The organism is Nocardia sp. NPDC049526, assembly GCF_044465765.1.
In the GTDB taxonomy this organism is placed as follows: Bacteria; Actinomycetota; Actinomycetes; order Mycobacteriales; family Mycobacteriaceae; genus Nocardia.
Genome location: NZ_JBITMA010000012.1, coordinates 53,765 through 69,121 on the forward strand (window position 1 = coordinate 53,765; position 15,357 = coordinate 69,121).

General features: G+C 65.5%; 16 protein-coding genes. 5 read left to right on the plus strand and 11 right to left on the minus strand.

All coding sequences use genetic code 11. The features are described from left to right. The first annotated feature begins 542 nt into the window (after positions 1 to 542). Positions 543 to 683 (plus strand): hypothetical protein, encoded by a 141-nt coding sequence (locus ACIBW7_RS32215; RefSeq protein WP_397052946.1) that lies wholly within the window; start codon positions 543 to 545, stop codon positions 681 to 683. A gap of 133 nt (positions 684 to 816) precedes the next feature. Here ACIBW7_RS32215 and ACIBW7_RS32220 read toward each other — a convergent pair whose 3' ends face one another. Beyond that, on the minus strand, positions 817 to 2,112 hold the full coding sequence (locus ACIBW7_RS32220) for a D-alanyl-D-alanine carboxypeptidase family protein (RefSeq protein ID WP_397052948.1): 1,296 nt from the start codon (positions 2,110 to 2,112) through the stop codon (positions 817 to 819). 127 nt (positions 2,113 to 2,239) lie between these two features. Between ACIBW7_RS32220 and ACIBW7_RS32225 the strand changes: the two genes are divergently transcribed. Both ACIBW7_RS32225 and ACIBW7_RS32230 read left to right on the plus strand, forming a co-directional pair. Next, a complete protein-coding gene (locus ACIBW7_RS32225) occupies positions 2,240 to 3,784 on the plus strand; it encodes an MFS transporter (RefSeq protein ID WP_397052950.1) in 1,545 nt (514 codons plus the stop codon). Continuing rightward, positions 3,774 to 4,379 carry a TetR family transcriptional regulator gene (locus tag ACIBW7_RS32230; protein ID WP_397052952.1) on the plus strand — a complete coding sequence of 202 codons (606 nt, stop codon included), beginning with the start codon at positions 3,774 to 3,776 and terminating at the stop codon, positions 4,377 to 4,379. The genes ACIBW7_RS32225 and ACIBW7_RS32230 overlap by 11 nt, the downstream gene beginning before the upstream one ends. Before the next feature lie 22 nt (positions 4,380 to 4,401). Here the strand turns inward: ACIBW7_RS32230 and ACIBW7_RS32235 are convergent, their stop codons facing one another. From ACIBW7_RS32235 to ACIBW7_RS32245, 3 genes are all read right to left on the minus strand, one after another. Next, on the minus strand, positions 4,402 to 5,073 hold the full coding sequence (locus ACIBW7_RS32235) for an ester cyclase (RefSeq protein ID WP_397052954.1): 672 nt from the start codon (positions 5,071 to 5,073) through the stop codon (positions 4,402 to 4,404). A 132-nt stretch (positions 5,074 to 5,205) separates the two neighbouring features. Next, positions 5,206 to 6,099, minus strand: coding sequence for a phenylalanine 4-monooxygenase (locus ACIBW7_RS32240; RefSeq protein WP_397052956.1), 894 nt, complete (start codon positions 6,097 to 6,099; stop codon positions 5,206 to 5,208). A 127-nt stretch (positions 6,100 to 6,226) separates the two neighbouring features. Then, on the minus strand, positions 6,227 to 6,787 hold the full coding sequence (locus ACIBW7_RS32245; RefSeq protein WP_397052958.1) for a DUF4396 domain-containing protein: 561 nt from the start codon (positions 6,785 to 6,787) through the stop codon (positions 6,227 to 6,229). A gap of 118 nt (positions 6,788 to 6,905) precedes the next feature. Here ACIBW7_RS32245 and ACIBW7_RS32250 point away from each other — a divergent pair, with 118 nt between their 5' ends. Next, a complete protein-coding gene (locus tag ACIBW7_RS32250; protein ID WP_397052960.1) occupies positions 6,906 to 7,145 on the plus strand; it encodes a type II toxin-antitoxin system VapB family antitoxin in 240 nt (79 codons plus the stop codon). A 6-nt stretch (positions 7,146 to 7,151) separates the two neighbouring features. Here the strand turns inward: ACIBW7_RS32250 and ACIBW7_RS32255 are convergent, their stop codons facing one another. After that, the gene (locus tag ACIBW7_RS32255; RefSeq protein ID WP_397052962.1) at positions 7,152 to 8,669 is read right to left on the minus strand and encodes an alpha/beta hydrolase; all 1,518 of its coding nucleotides are present in this window, start codon (positions 8,667 to 8,669) and stop codon (positions 7,152 to 7,154) included. Positions 8,670 to 8,806: 137 nt separating this feature from the next. Between ACIBW7_RS32255 and ACIBW7_RS32260 the strand changes: the two genes are divergently transcribed. Next, the gene (locus ACIBW7_RS32260) at positions 8,807 to 9,490 is read left to right on the plus strand and encodes a RadC family protein (RefSeq protein ID WP_397052964.1); all 684 of its coding nucleotides are present in this window, start codon (positions 8,807 to 8,809) and stop codon (positions 9,488 to 9,490) included. A gap of 5 nt (positions 9,491 to 9,495) precedes the next feature. Here the strand turns inward: ACIBW7_RS32260 and ACIBW7_RS32265 are convergent, their stop codons facing one another. The 6 genes from ACIBW7_RS32265 to ACIBW7_RS32290 all read right to left on the minus strand — a co-directional run bounded on the left by ACIBW7_RS32265 (position 9,496) and on the right by ACIBW7_RS32290 (position 15,356). Next, complete coding sequence (locus tag ACIBW7_RS32265) at positions 9,496 to 9,849, minus strand: GNAT family N-acetyltransferase (RefSeq protein ID WP_397052966.1); 354 nt, start codon at positions 9,847 to 9,849, stop codon at positions 9,496 to 9,498. Between the two features lie 90 nt (positions 9,850 to 9,939). Next, the gene (locus tag ACIBW7_RS32270) at positions 9,940 to 10,710 is read right to left on the minus strand and encodes a succinate dehydrogenase iron-sulfur subunit (RefSeq protein WP_040686828.1); all 771 of its coding nucleotides are present in this window, start codon (positions 10,708 to 10,710) and stop codon (positions 9,940 to 9,942) included. Beyond that, complete coding sequence (gene sdhA / locus ACIBW7_RS32275) at positions 10,710 to 12,476, minus strand: succinate dehydrogenase flavoprotein subunit (RefSeq protein WP_327095631.1); 1,767 nt, start codon at positions 12,474 to 12,476, stop codon at positions 10,710 to 10,712. Before sdhA ends, ACIBW7_RS32270 begins: the two co-directional genes overlap by 1 nt. A gap of 15 nt (positions 12,477 to 12,491) precedes the next feature. Continuing rightward, the gene (locus tag ACIBW7_RS32280; protein ID WP_397052970.1) at positions 12,492 to 12,923 is read right to left on the minus strand and encodes a succinate dehydrogenase hydrophobic membrane anchor subunit; all 432 of its coding nucleotides are present in this window, start codon (positions 12,921 to 12,923) and stop codon (positions 12,492 to 12,494) included. Positions 12,924 to 13,005: 82 nt separating this feature from the next. Further along, on the minus strand, positions 13,006 to 13,404 hold the full coding sequence (gene sdhC / locus ACIBW7_RS32285) for a succinate dehydrogenase, cytochrome b556 subunit (protein ID WP_083897678.1): 399 nt from the start codon (positions 13,402 to 13,404) through the stop codon (positions 13,006 to 13,008). Positions 13,405 to 13,925: 521 nt separating this feature from the next. Continuing rightward, a complete protein-coding gene (locus tag ACIBW7_RS32290; protein ID WP_397052972.1) occupies positions 13,926 to 15,356 on the minus strand; it encodes a hypothetical protein in 1,431 nt (476 codons plus the stop codon). Position 15,357: the final 1 nt, after the last annotated feature.

Below are 15,357 nucleotides of genomic sequence, written 5' to 3' on the forward strand. Positions count from 1 at the left end.
AACTCGACCCGGCACGCGGATAGGGTGAGGTGCGTCCCGGCCGGATTCCGGTGCCAGGGTGAACTTCTCGGGGCAGTGGGGGATTGCGTGGAAGCTGTGGATTTCGGCGCGGAGCCCCACCACCTCGGGCGCCGACCCGCCGACCGTCGAGTCGACAGTCCACCCTGCCATCGCGGTCCCCCCTCGTGAATCGCCGTAAGAATACTTCACGTCGAGCCTCCGATCGGATCTCTACCGCCTGCTGCGTGCCCCATGCTCGGTTCCGGAACCGTGGAAACCCTTCGCGGCCTACGTGATTCACATCCCGCCGCCCCCGAATACCTGAACTGGTTCGACGGCGACGGCCGCTACCCGCTACCAATACAACGAATTCCACATCACCCCCTGCGACCAGCCCACAAATCGTCGCGAAATCACCCCTGGCCCAAGCGATCCCTGATCCGCGGCTCGAGCACAGAGGGTGGCAACACGAGGTACTGCCAGATAGTCAGATACTCGAGAATTGGTCCATCGCGCACCTGTCGGCGCGTGGACGAAAGTCGATGGAACCCCGCCCTGATCGGCTGATGTTGTCGACCGGAACGCCGCCGACGACGAGGCACGTCACCCGTGACGCGGCGGGTGGCCTGGCGCAGACGGCTGGGACCCCCGCGCCGCGGCCGGAGCGCAATGCGTTGACGTAACGTCGGCGCACAGCTACCGAGGACTGCCTTGCCGAGGGTGGCATGGGTGATGCGCTGGACCGCGACGGTGTGGATAAGGACACCACCACGTAGGCGACAGGCCGCACCGTCTCGCACGGAATTGCCTGGGCGCCTAGTGGTGTCGATTGATGCGGCGTGCCCCGAGCAGGAGTGCTAGCACGAGGATGACGCCGCCGACCAGCAGTAGCGTGCGGGTGCCCGTCTGGTTGTCGGATTCATCGGCGGGCTGGGCTTCGTGGTCGGTGTCCTTCGGGGGCGGGGAGGCAAGTCCCGCAGTGCCTTTCGTGGATGCCGGCCCGGCTTCCGGGAGCTTGCCGACGGTGGAGCTCTTCGGCAGGGCGAAACCGTAGTCGAGCAGGCGCGCGGCCTGTTCCCACGGACGTATCGGCAGCACATCGGCTTTCAGCAGCGTCACGACGAGTCTGCGGCCGTCGCGTTGGGCGGCGGCGACGAAGGTCTGCCTGGCGTCGTCGGTGTAACCGGTCTTGCCGCCGATCGCACCGTCGTAGTCGTAGAGCAGGTGGTTGTCGTTGGCGATGGGGAAACCCGGATGGTCTTTGTCGTCAGGGTTTTTCGGGTCCTTGGGGTAGCCGGGAAAGTCGATCTCTTCGGTGTGGATGAGTTCGGCGAACAGCGGGATGGTCATGGCCTCGCGGAACAGCACCGACAGGTCGTAGGCCGAGGTGCTCATGCCGGGGCCGTCCAGGCCGGACGGGCTGGCGGTGCGAGTATCCAAGGCGTACAACGACTTTGCCAGATCGTTCATCTTCTGCACCACAGCGGCGTCGCCGCCGAGCTGAGTGGCGATGGCATGCGCGGCATCGTTGCCCGACGCCATGATCAGCGCCTGCATGAGTTGTCGGTTGGTGTAGCGGCCGCCGGGACCGATGCCGACGCGGGTGCCGTCGGCATTCGCGTCGTCCTGGGTTCCGGTGACGGTCTTGTTCAGGTCGAGGCTGCGCAACGCGACGGTCGCGAGCAGCACCTTGATCGTGCTGGCGGGCCGGTAGCGCCCGTGCGGGTCCTTGGCGGCGAGCACCTCACCGGTATCGAGATCCGAAATCTGCCAGGCCGTGGCGGAAATGTCCTGCGGCACCGGCGGTGCGCCGCGCGGGATGACAACGCCGCATTCACCCAGACGTGAGCCGCCGACCGGTGGAATCGGCACGGCCAGCGGGGTCGGTGTCGGCTGTCCGGGTTCGGGGACCTCGGATGCGTCGATCGGGTTGGGCGGCTTCGTCTTCTGTGGGCAGCTGTCGGTATTCGGGGTGCTGAACGGCGTCGTCGTCGTGGTGGTCGTCGGCGTCGCGTGCGAAACGGTCGCGGCAGGGCCCCAGGTCACGGCCGTGATGGCCAGTGCAGAACCGAGGCAGAGTGCGACGAGGAGGCGAAGGTCCCGGGTGCTCATCGGCTGCGAGCCTACTGACCGGCCGCGTGGTGGGCAGTCGTGAGACACGGATGCGCCAAGTATTGACAGGAGCTACTAAATGAGAGCTACTATCAAATAGTTGTAACTATCATTTTCTGGAGGGGCTATGCAGACAGATTCGACTCGCCGCTGGTTGGCGCTGGGGGCGCTGGCCTTGGCAATGCTGACCATCGGCCTGGATATGACCGTGCTGACCGTGGCGCTGCCCACCCTCGCCGTCGACTTGAACGCGAATACCGGCGCGCTGCAGTGGTTCAGCACCGCGTACACACTGGCGCTGGCGGCCGTGATGCTGCCCGCGGGCGCGCTCGGCGACCGCTACGGCCGTAAAAGGCTGCTGCTCGGCGCGCTGGTGCTGTTCGGAGCGGCCTCGCTGGCCTGTGCCTTCGCCGGCACCGCCGGTCAACTCATCGCGGCCCGCGTGGTGCTCGGCATCGCGGCGGCGGTCATGATCCCGCTGTCGATGGCGGTGCTGCCGGTGCTGTTCCCGGATTCGGCGCAGCGGGCCAAGGCCATGAACATCTGGGTCACTTCGACCGCACTCGGCCTGCCGCTCGGTCCGATTCTCGGCGGCTGGCTGATCGATAACTTCTGGTGGGGTTCGGTATTCCTGATCAATGTCCCGATGGTGGTGCTGGGCGTGCTGGCCATCGCGGTCCTGGTGCCGGAGTCGCGGAACCCGGATCAGCGGCCGATGGATCTGCCGGGCGTCGCGCTGTCGATTCTCGGCATGGTCGGCGTCACTTATGCATTCATCCGGCTCGGTGACAAGGGTTGGGGCAATGGGCTCGGTTGGGGTGCGCTGCTCGGCGGCGTCGCGGCCGTCGCGGTATTCGTCGCGTGGCAGCGGCGCGCGAGCTTCCCGCTGGTCGATCTGGACCTGTTCGGCAGCCCTGGCTTCCGCTGGGGCACGGCGTTCACCGTGATCATCACGTTCGGCTTGTTCGGCCTGTTCTTCACCGTGCCGCAGTACTTCCAGGCGGTCCTCGGCGCGGATGCGCTCGGCAGTGGCGTGCGCCTGCTGCCGTTGATCGGCGGACTGCTGATCGGATCGCGGCTGGGTGATCGGTTGCAGCCGAAACTGGGACCGGCGCTGATGGTGGGACTCGGCCTGACGGTGCTGGCGGTCGGCATGGGCTTGGGCGGGCTGACCGAAGTGGGGACCTCCTACTGGTTCGTGGCCGTATGGGTCGGGTTGACCGGCGCGGGCATGGGTCTCGGGCTGCCGGCCGGTATGGCGGTCGCGTTGGACAATCTCGAGGTGGCCCGTGCAGGCGCCGGCTCGGCACTGGTGCAGGCGCTGCGTCAGGCGGCGGGCACCATCGCGGTGGCGGTGCTCGGCACCGTCCTGGCTACCGTGTACCGCGGCGATCTCGGCGCATTGAATGTCGATCCGATTCGCGACAGCGTGAATGCCGGTGTGGCAGTTGCGAAGTCGACCGGCAATGCGGCCATGCTGGAGCAGGTGCAGTCGGCGTTCGTCGGCGGCATGAGCGCAATGCTGTGGGTGTGTGCGGCTCTCTGCGCGGTGGCGGTGCCGCTCGCACTGCGGGTGTTGCCGGGGCGGTCCACGGCCGCACCACAACACGAGGAGGCGATACCGGACGCGCTGGTGCGGGTCGATGGGTCAGAATCGACACATGTCGGTTGAGCTGCCCGCGGACGGGACGGCCGCGCAGAGCCTGCGCGAGCGGAAGAAGGAACGGACCCGCCGGACGATTCGCGAAGAAGCGTTCCGGCTGTTCCGTGAGCAGGGCTACACCGAGACCACCATCGAGCAGATCGCCGCGGCGGCCGAGGTATCACCCAGCACCTTCTTCCGCTATTTCCCGACCAAGGAACAGCTGGTGCTCGCCGACGATCTCGATCCGCTGATGATCGATGCGATACGGGCCCAGCCACACGACATCCCGCCGATGACGGCGTTCCGCAATGCGGTTGCGGGGGTATTCGCCAATCTGCCCGTGGCCGAGCTGGCATTCGAACAGGAGCGTCAGGCGCTGCTGTATCACGTGCCCGAGCTGCGCGCGGCCATCGGACTGGAACTGCAACGCGGCATCGACCTGATGGCGGGTCTGCTCGCCGAGCAGATGGGCCGGGATGCCGACGATTTCGAGATTCGCGTGACCGCCGGTGCTATCGCGGGGGTCGCGCTCGGCATTGCGAGGTTCAACCCGTTGAATGCCGAGAACCTCAATCGCGCACTGGATTTCCTGGAGGCGGGGTTACCGCTCGGCAAGCAGTAGTGCTGCCGAGCGGCCGAAAATCCTAGGTGGACTTGGTAACCGGGCATCCGTGTGCCAATGGGCCGAGCAATTTGTTGTTGTCGTAGAAATGCTCGAGTTCGAGAATGCGCAGGTCGTCGCTGACCCTGGCGATCGTCACGCCGAACATCTCGATCAATGCGCCGGTGGGCTGGTTGCCCTTGTATTCGCCGTCGTAGCGGCCCCAGTGCCGCCAGCGGAAGGTGACCGCGGGCGGTCCGGCCAGCACTTCGAGCACTTCCCAGAAGAAGCCGTTCGGGAAGGCGGTGTGGAAGGTCTCGTGGGAGGACTCGAAGGTCTCCTGCTCGACCTCGTAGTACGGGTTATCGCCGATCAGGATGTTGTAGCTGCCGATCCGCGCGAATTCCTCGGCGTCCTGCCACGGCCCGCCGTTGACCCGGCCCCGGTAGTGCTCGGCCACCAGCGAAACCCAGGTCGCCGGATCCTTCTTGTGTGAGACCTCCATTTCGAAGACCCGCACCAGGTCCTCGACGACGGCCTCGAGCGAGCCCGCCGCGTGCTCGGTGGTGCGCTCGCGCGGCACGGTTTGCCTGGTCAGGTGGTAATCGGGCGCGCCGTTGCGCCAATCCTCGGCCGGTGTCGCGGCGACCACGGCGTCGCGGCCCTGTAGCCACAGCGGCGTCTCGGTTGTGGAATCTGTTGTATCAGCTGTCATCTCGGCTCTCGCCCCTTCGAAGAGATCGGACGCGAGGCAGGCTAACAGCCGGTCGGTCTGTTGTCGCGGCAGGTGTGAATCAGCCGAACTCCAATGTCTACCAGCAACTTTCGAGTTCTAAACGATGATGTGTCACATTCTGCTCGCCGTGTGTAGTGCGCGGTGCGGCGAATCGTCGTCCATGGTGGCGAAGAAGCCGCCGACTACATCCTCGATCTCCGAAATCGACTGTGCGCAATACAGAATCGGTTGGTAGTGCGTGATGTCGTAGACGGCGGTGCCCATCGTCGCCACGTCCAGCGGTCGCAGCTCGGCGTGCAGGAACTCCTCGATCTCGCCGTAGGAGGACAACAATCCGGCTCCATAGCAACGGATTTCGCCGTTCTCCCGGACCACGCCGAACTCCATGGAGAACCAGAAGACATCGGCGAGGAACTTGAGCGCCGTCTCGGTGGTCAGCCGGGCGACGGCCGCGCCCACCGCCTCGTAGATGGCGGCGAAGCGTGGGCTGGCTATCTGATTGGCGTGCCCAATGATCTCGTGGATGGCATCGGGTTCCGGTGTGTACAGCGGGGCCGAATGGTGCCGGATGTACTGGGTGGAGTGGAAGGTGCGGTCGGCGAAGGAACCGAAGAACTCGCGCAGTGGCACCAGACCGGCGGCAGGCACATAGCGGAATCCGGTCAGCGGGGTCAGTGCCGCGGAGACCTCGTCGAGCTGCGGAATGTGATCGCTCGGCAAATCGAGCCGGGCCGCGGCCGCGAGCACCTCGGTGGCTGCGTACTTCTGGTGTTTGCGTGCGAGTTCGGCCGACACGATGCGCCACACCTGTTGTTCCTCATCGGTGTAGTCGATATGTGGCAACGGTATATCCGGCCTGTAATCCAGGGCGAGCGCGGCGATCGCATTGCGGCGGGCGCGGTAATCCGGATCGTGCACGCCGGGGTGCTCGTCGCTCAGGTGCACCATGACATCGCCATCGCCGGATCGGGTCACCGGCGAGTACAGCTGAGCTTCGGTGAACATACGTCGATGCAAGCACCGCCGGGCGTTTGCGACAACAAAAGCCCGTCCAGCTGGTCAAACTGCATAGCTGGGCGGGCTTTCTCACGTTATTACCGGCAGCGGACCGGTTGCTGCGGCGGCGAGCTGATCAGTGGTGGCCGTGCAGCCCGTGCACCACCGCATGGCCCTTGCCGCGCCCGATCATCCACTTGTTGACCGGTGTGGTGAGGATGAAGGCCACCACCAGGGAGAAGGCGAGCGTCGCCCAGAACATGACCGTATCCAGGTGTGCGTCCATGGCGCCGGGCACGGCGAGGATGACGGCATTGTCGACGATTTCCATGACCGTGATCGAAATCGTATCGGCGGCCAGCGCGGTGGTGATGGCGGCAGCCAGCGGCAGACCCGCCTTCAGTACGCCGCGCATGGTCAGCGCGTAGCCGAAGAAGAAGGCCAGCACGATCGCCAGCACCATGGTCGCGGTGTTGTTCCAGCCGAGTGCGGTGCCGATCACCATGCCGAGGATTTCGCCGATCGCGCAGCCGGTGAGGCAGTGCAGGGTGGCCTGGGCGGCCATCCGCCAGGACGCCGGAGCGTGATGCTCGGTGTTTGCGTGCTGAGTTTGCCCGGCGGCTGCCGCATGCGCGGAATGTGCTGTATGCCCGGCATGTTCGTGGTGTTCGACGGGCGTTCCGTGCTCGTGCTCCATGGCGGGAACTATACCCCCGTAGGGTAATTAGTCAAATGTAGATTCCGGCGTTGTGCCCGATTTGCCAGACATCAGCGGGCCGGATAAAGCAATATGGCGAATGTACGAAGGAGGGCGCATGAAATCCGTGCGGATCGATCTCGACCAGAAACTGCTCGCCGCCGCGGCCGCCATCATGGGCACGTCGACGAGCAGCGCCACCATCAACGAGGCGCTGCGCCGAATCGTTGTGCACGAGCGGCAACTTCACCATCTGCAGCGATTGGCTGCCGGTGTGCTGACCCTTTCCAGCGACCTGCGAGCAGTCGCTGGCGAGCGCCCCCGGCCCGGACCCGAGATCGCGGTTGCCGACGGCTGATCGGGCTCACCGCATCGGGCAGCGCAGCCCTTCCTGGGGCGGGGTCAGCTCGATCAGGTACCTCAGGACCGGTTCGTCGAGGCATTCGACGCCGTCGAGGAACGAACCATGTTGGATGCCTTCATAAGTGACCAACGTGGCGCCCAACGCGCGGGCGAGATTCGTCGCGCCCTGATACGGCGTGACCGGATCGCCGGTGGCGGAGACGACCACCAACTTCGGTAGGCCGGTCACCGTCGGGGTGTGCGGGCGGCTGGTCGGTGGGACGGGCCAGAAGGTGCAGGCGTCGAACGGAACCCAATCGGCCGCGCGACCGCTGTCGAACGCCGGGGCAGCGGCGCGGACCCGCCGGTCCCTTTCGAGCGCGCTCTCCCGATCGGTGATCCGCCTGTCGTCGAGGCAACTCACAGCGGTCTTGTAACCGGTGTCCACCGACGCGGGCGCGAGATAACTGTCGGCCAGGGTGAGCAGGATATCGCCGTGGCCCTTGGTCAGTTCGGTGAGGCCGCGGGTCAGCACCGGCCAGGCTCGCGAGGTGTACATGGTCGAGATCACCCCGGTCGTGGCGTCCGAATAGCCGAGGCCGCGACCGTCGCTCGTGATGGCGGGGCGGTCGGCCAGCGGCCGCAGCAAGGCCGCCATGCGCTCGGACGCCTTGGCCGGATCGGCGCCGATCGGACAGTCCGGCGCCTTGACGCAGTCCGCGGCATACGCGTCGAACGCGCGTTGCATACCGGCATAGACGATCACGGGATCGGCGATATTGGTGGCCGGATCGGCCGCACCGTCCAGGACCATGGCACGCACCCGATCCGGGAACATCTCGGCGTAGGTCGAGCCGAGTCGTGTGCCGTAGGAGACGCCGAAGTAGGTCAGCTTCTCCTCACCGAGCGCCGCCCGGACGATATCGAGGTCGGCGGCGGACTCGGCGGTTCCGACATGTGACAGCAGCGCCAACCCGGTGCGCTGCACGCATTTCGCGGCCAGACCCATGCTGTCGTGTTCGGCCTGCGACATCCAGAAGGGCACGTATTCCCCTGCCAGACCGGCACGTTCGGCCGCCAATTCCTCGGGTGTATCGCAGATGAGCTTCGGGGTAGACGCGCCGAGCCCGCGTAGATCGATGCCGATCACATCGAAGCGTTCCGCCAGCGGTGTCTGCGCGAGGTCGGCGGGCAGCGTCAGGCCGATACCGCCGGGGCCGCCCGGATTGGTGAGGATCGAGGCGACCTTGTGCCCGCGTGCGCGCAACCGCGAGATCGCGAGGCGGGCGGTTCTGCCGTCGGGCTCGGCGTAATCGATGGGAACAGTGACCCGGGCGCATTCGAGTCCGGTGCGGTTCGCGCCGTTCTCGAAACCGTCGCACGAACCCCACACCGGCGTTTGGTTGTAGTACTTGCCGATGCCCGGGGTGTTGTCGAGGTGCGGGCTCTGCTCGGGCTGGGCCTGCGCACCGCAGCCGGCTACCAGAAAAACCGCGGCGAGTCCGATGCGCCGCGCACTCCGCCTGCGCCAGTTGAACATTCGACCCCCATGATTGGACCTGCGCACTCAGTCTGCCCGACCCGGTCGTGGTGCGCAGACCATGGTCGCCATCGCATCCGACCTGTCGGTGGGTGCTGGCATGATGCGCAAGATCGCATCGCATTCGAGGGGGATTGATGTCGGTACCCATCGCCAAACTGCCATCCGGCCAACGTCCACGCGAACGGCTGCTCACGCTCGGCCCGCACGCGCTCAGCGACAGCGAATTGCTCGCCGTGCTGCTGCGTCAGGGACGCCGCGGCGAAAGCGCACTGGATATGGCCGCCGAACTGATCGCCGAGCACGGCGGCATCGCCGGTTTGGCGGCCGCGCGGCCGGAGGAATTATCGCGGCGCGCGGGTGTGGGGGAGGCCAAGGCGGCGGCCATCGTCGCCGCCTTCCACCTCGGCACCAGGGCGCGCAACAGTCCGGAGACCGCCCCGCGCCTGGACGGCGCCGCCGACGTCGTCCGGGTGGCGCTGCCGCTGTTCGCGGGCGCCCGCGTCGAACGGCTGCTGGTGCTGGTGTGCGATGCGCAGAATCGCTTGCGGCACAAGGTATTCGTCGCCGAGGGGGCGATCGATCAGGTCGCCGTCCCGGTCCGTGAAATCCTGAATACCGTGCTGCGCCACGACGGTCGCGCCTTCGCGGTCGTACACAATCACCCCTCCGGCGACCCGGTCCCCAGCTTCGACGACCGTCGCGCGACCACCCTGCTCATCGAATCCGCCCGCACTGTCGGCCTGCGCTTCCTGGACCACGTGGTGATCGCGGGGGAGGGGTGGGCCGGCGCCGCACCGCTGCACCGGTCCGGTGCGTGATCGGGTCAGCGGGGTAGTACCGGAATACGTTGCAGCAGTGCGGGTGTCGGCTCGTCGACACTCGCAGCGAAGTCGTCGTGCCTGGTGACCCACCGCACCACGAACGGGCACACCGGCACGATCCGGCGGCCGCTCGCAACCGTGTCCGCGAGCGCGTCGTGGATCAGAGTGCTGCCCAATCCCCGGCCGCCGAACGCCGGATCGACCTCGGTCGCATAGAACACGCGGTGCGCACCGTCATCGAAATACAGCTCCTCGCCGACGGTCGTGCCATCGAGTCGGATCTCGTACGCATTGCGCGCGGGAACGCCGACTACCTCTACTTTCGGTTCGCCTGTGTTTTTTGTTCGCTCGCTCATGCCCCCTGGAACGCATCCGTACCACCGTTTATTGCAGACGACGAAGGCCGCCCGCATCTTTCGATGCGGGCGGCCTTCGGGTGTCTCGGGTCAGCGGGCGAACAGCAGTGCGCGCTTGACTTCCTGGATGGCCTTGGTGACCTCGATGCCGCGGGGGCAGGCGTCGGTGCAGTTGAAGGTGGTGCGGCAGCGCCAGACACCTTCGACGTCGTTGAGGATGTCGAGGCGTTCGCGGGCGCCTTCGTCGCGGCTGTCGAAGATGAAGCGGTGTGCGTTCACGATCGCGGCCGGGCCGAAGTAGCTGCCGTCGCTCCAGTACACGGGGCAGGAGGTGGTGCAGCAGGCGCACAGGATGCACTTGGTGGTGTCGTCGAACCGGGCGCGGTCGGCCTGGCTCTGGATGCGCTCGCGGGTGGGCTCGTTACCCGAGGTGATCAGGTAGGGCTTCACGGCACGGAACGCGTCGAAGAACGGCTCCATGTTGACCACGAGGTCCTTCTCCACGGGCAGGCCGCGGATCGGCTCGACGGTGATGGTGAGGGTCTTGCCGCTCTTGGGCAGCATGTCCTTCATCAATACCTTGCAGGCCAGCCGGTTCACGCCGTTGATCCGCATGGCGTCCGAACCACAGACACCGTGCGCGCAGGAGCGCCGGAAGGTGAGCGTGCCGTCCAGGTAGGACTTGATGTAGATGAGCACGTTCAGGAATCGGTCGGTCGGCAGGACCGGCACCTGGAAGGTCTCCCAGTGCGCGCCCTTGTCGTCCTCCGGGTTGAACCGGGCGACCTTGACGTCGACCATGACCGAGCCCTCGGGAACCGGTGCGGCCTTCTGCGGGGGTGTTTCGAGTACGGCAGTCATCAGTACTTACGCTCCATCGGCTCGTAGCGGGTCTGCACCACCGGCTTGAAGTCGAGGCGGATATCGGAGATGAGCTCCGCCCCCTCCTTGTAGGCCATCGTGTGCCGCATGAAGTTGACGTCGTCGCGGTCCGGGTAGTCCTCGCGGGCATGGCCGCCGCGCGATTCCTTGCGGTTGAGCGCGCCCACCACGGTGACCTCGGCCAGCTCGAGCAGGAAGCCCAGCTCGACGGCCTCGAGCAGGTCGCTGTTGTAGCGCTTGCCCTTGTCCTGCACCGTGATTCGGGTGTAGCGGTCCTTGAGCGCGTGGATATCGGTGAGCGCCTGCTTGAGGGTGTCCTCGGTGCGGAACACCGCGGCGTTCATATCCATCGTGTACTGCAATTCGGTGCGGATATCCGCGACGCGCTCGTTGCCGTGATCCGACAGCAGCATGGCCAGCCAGTCCTGCACCATCTGCGCCGGGTTCTCCGGCATCTCGACGAACTCGGTGCGCTGGGCGTACTCCGCGGCGGCGATGCCGGAGCGACGGCCGAAGACATTGATGTCGAGCAGCGAGTTGGTGCCGAGGCGGTTGGAGCCGTGCACCGAGACGCACGCGCACTCACCGGCGGCGTACAGGCCGGGCACCACATCGGTGTTGTTGCGCAGCACCTCGCCGCGGATCCGGGTCGGGATGCCACCCATCACGTAGTGACAGGTCGGCATGACCGGCACCAGCTCCTTCACCGGGTCCACACCCAGGTAGGTGCGCGCGAATTCGGTGATGTCGGGCAGCTTTTCCTCGAGCACGTCCTCGCCGAGGTGGGTCACGTCGATGTAGACGTAGTCCTTGTTCGGTCCGGCGCCGCGGCCCTCCAGCACCTCGAGCACCATCGAGCGGGCGACGATGTCACGCGGTGCGAGGTCCTTGATGGTGGGGGCGTAGCGCTCCATGAAGCGCTCACCACTGGCGTTGCGCAGGATGCCGCCCTCACCGCGGACGGCCTCCGAGATCAGAATGCCCAGGCCGGCCAGGCCTGTCGGGTGGAACTGGTGGAACTCCATATCCTCCAGCGGCAGCCCCTTGCGGAACACGATCGCCATACCGTCACCGGTCAGCGTGTGCGCGTTCGAGGTGGTCTTGTACATCCGGCCGGAACCGCCGGTGGCGAAGATGATCGACTTCGCGTGGAAGACGTGCAGTTCGCCGGTGGCCAGCTCGTAGGCGACCACACCGGTCGCGACCGGACCGCGGTCGGACTCGGACATGACCAGGTCCAGCACATAGAACTCGTTGAAGAACTCCACGTCGTGCTTGACACAGTTCTGGTACAGCGTCTGCAGGATCATGTGGCCGGTGCGGTCGGCGGCGTAGCACGCGCGGCGGACCGGGGCCTTGCCGTGATCGCGGGTGTGACCACCGAAGCGTCGCTGGTCGATCTTGCCCTCGGGTGTGCGGTTGAACGGCAGACCCATCTTCTCCAGGTCCATCACCGCATCGATGGCCTCCTTGGCCATGATCTCCGCGGCGTCCTGGTCGACCAGGTAGTCACCACCCTTGACGGTGTCGAAGGTGTGCCATTCCCAGTTGTCTTCTTCGACATTGGCCAGCGCGGCGCACATGCCACCCTGTGCAGCACCGGTGTGGCTGCGGGTCGGGTAGAGCTTCGTCAGAACGGCGGTGCGGGCCCGGGGACCGGCCTCGATCGCCGCGCGCATACCGGCGCCACCGGCACCGACGATGACGACGTCGTAGCGGTGCTCCTGAATCCGGGATTCACTCATCGAGTTCGCCTGTTCCTAACTGATGTTGGGGTCGAAGGTGAAGATGACGTAGGTGCCGACGCCCACGATCAGGATCATCGAAATGGCCAGCAGGGTGTTCAGCCAGAACCGGGTCGAGTCCTTGCGCGAGTAGTCCGCGATCACCGTGCGCAGGCCGTTGCCGCCGTGCAGCTGGGCCAGCCAGAGCATGGTCAGATCCCAGAACTGCCAGAACGGGCTGGACCAGCGGCCGGCCACGAAGGCGAAGTTCAGGCGCTTCACGCCGCCGTCGAGCAGCAGCATGATCGTCATGTGGCCGAGGACCAGCACGATCAGCAGCAGGCCGGAGAAGCGCATGAACAGCCACGCGTACTTCTCGAAGTTGTTGGAGGAGCGGCCGCGCGGCGAGCGGGGCAGATCCAGGCTCGCGGGCCGGTCATACGACTTACCGAGAACAGGTGCGCTCATGCCTCCACCTCGCTGGCGCTCGGTTCCGGCATGACCGCACTGGCGGCTGTGTCCATGATTCGCTCGCTTCGCTCACTCATGATCAGTGCTCCGTGAACAGGTAGAAGAACTGGCGGCCGACAGCCGGAACAACCAGCAGGAACCAGATGGCGAGAATCACCCAGAGCATCGTCTTCTGGTACTTCGGGCCCTTGCCCCAGAAGTCGACCAGGATCACGCGTACGCCGTTGAGCGCGTGGAACAGCACGCAGACGACAAGACCCATCTCCATCAGCGCGACGAGGGGGTTCTTGTAGATCTCGATGGCGTGGTCGTAGGTATCGGGGCTGACCCGAACGAGTGCGGTGTCCAAGACGTGCACGAAGAGGAAGAAGAAGATGGTGACACCGGTGATCCGGTGCAGCGCCCACGACCACATTCCAGGGTCGCCTCGGTACAGCGTCTTCCGCTTCGGCTGTGCCGGAGCTTCTATCGTGGTCATAGAGTGCGGTGCCTCCAACGTCGTTGATGGACCCGGTTGCAAGTCCGAGGCAGGCGACGTGGATGTAAATGCCCAGGTGGCTGCGCTTTGCTGCTCCAAATAGCTCGCGCGGGGCCCGCCGCCGGGAACCTGAACCGATCTGTTCTGGACTCTAATCCCCTCGCAATCGCGGAACTAATTCGGCAGGCCGTGCGTTGCGCTACAGTCGAGCGAGTTAGGTTTACCTTTCTTGATGCGTAAAGGGTTGCGTCGTAGCCCCTGCGCGGGCAGGTGTGGCTCGGTTCCCGAGGGGTCGCCGATATCAGACTGCGACTGAAAGATCTTGCGCAACAAGGCAATTCAAGTTATACGCAATGTCTATGTGTCGAACTCGCGGTTTCCGGTCGGCGTCGGGGCTCTCAGTTCGACGGGCACAATTGTGAGCGTCGGCAATGTGGAAAATGTCTCATTCGACTGGCGATAACCTACTCATCGGTAACAGAAAACTATCGCAGATTCCGGTCGGCGACAGCCGAATTTCGCTATGACGCCAATCGGCGTCGTTCCAGCAACCGCGTCATGAGTTCGCGGTCCGCGGGACGCCCCGCGCCCGTGACGGCGACCAGGATCGTGCGTTCGGCGGCCCCGGCGTTGGGTGAACCCGAAGCCATCTGCGACCAGTGATAGCGCACCTGAGCCTCGATGAAAGCGCGGTCGCTGCCCGCATCGCAGAGCAGAACCGCGCGATTGATCGGAAAGCGGTCGATTACCCGCTGCAGTTCGAACTGTGTTCCGGTGTTGGCCGGGACATATCCCGACAGATCGACCGCCACCAGGTCGACTCTGGCCAACAGCAGGTCGACCGCGCTCTTCCAGAAACTGCCGTGGCACAGTAGCGCGCGGACGGGGTAGCTACCGGCCGGATCGTTCACGCGTTCGGGCATATTGGTGATCCCGGTCAGCCGGTGCTTACCCGGCGGCAGCGGCTCGGATCCGAATCCGGCGAGCGCGGTACGAAAGGTGCGCGGCGATGCGGCGAACATGGTGCGTATCGCGTTGTCGGCCCGCGCACGGGCAACCTCCGCCGGGCTGACCGAACCCGAGCTACGCAGAATGTAGACGTAGCCGAATTCACGCCAAGCGCCGTGCAGGAAATTGCGGACTCTGGCCTGGTTCTCGAACAGTCGCAGATAAGCGATCTCCAGCGGCGGTGATTTGAACACGTTGCGCGCGGCCGACACCACGGTAAGCCGGTAGTCGACCGACTTCGGTTTGACGAACTGCACTCGCAACGGGGGGATCTCGGACGCACGAACGTAGCGGGGATCGGGACCGAGCTGACTGAGCGCCGCGGCGTATGCCGGGTCACCGGACCACTTTTCGGCGATATACGCCGCGTACCAGCGGCGCCAGCGTGGTAGTGCGAACGCGATGATGACCACCGATACGGCCGCGAGTGCCGCGACCATCGGCACCACCGCCTCCGGAGCATCGCGCAGCGTGCCATCGGGATCCTCGGTCTGTACGCCGAACAGCAGCACCGCAATGATCAGGCCGATCGGAATCACGACCCACCACATCCGCCGGAGCGCCACCTGACGGTGCCCTCGGATCGCCCGCAACTCGTTCAGATGCGCCTCGAGCGGCGGCACCAAAAGCGCGGCGCGGTCGGGATGACGGTCGACCTTGCGGCGAACCTGATGCGCGCTGTACCAGGCATGCCAGTTGCGCGCTCCTTCGTAGCCGCGCTCCCACAACCCGAACCCGCACATGACCGCTGGAAACAGCACGAGCTGATGCCACTGCGACAGGGAAACATCGGGAATACCGCGGTGCAGCGGGTCCGGTGCGAAGAAGATCAATCCGATGATCGCCGCGGCCCACGGCAGCGCAAGTGCGGTGTTGCCGAGCCCGGACCACAGCGCCTTCGATTCCGTCGCGCGCACACGCTGTCGAAGGTCCTCTGTGGTCATG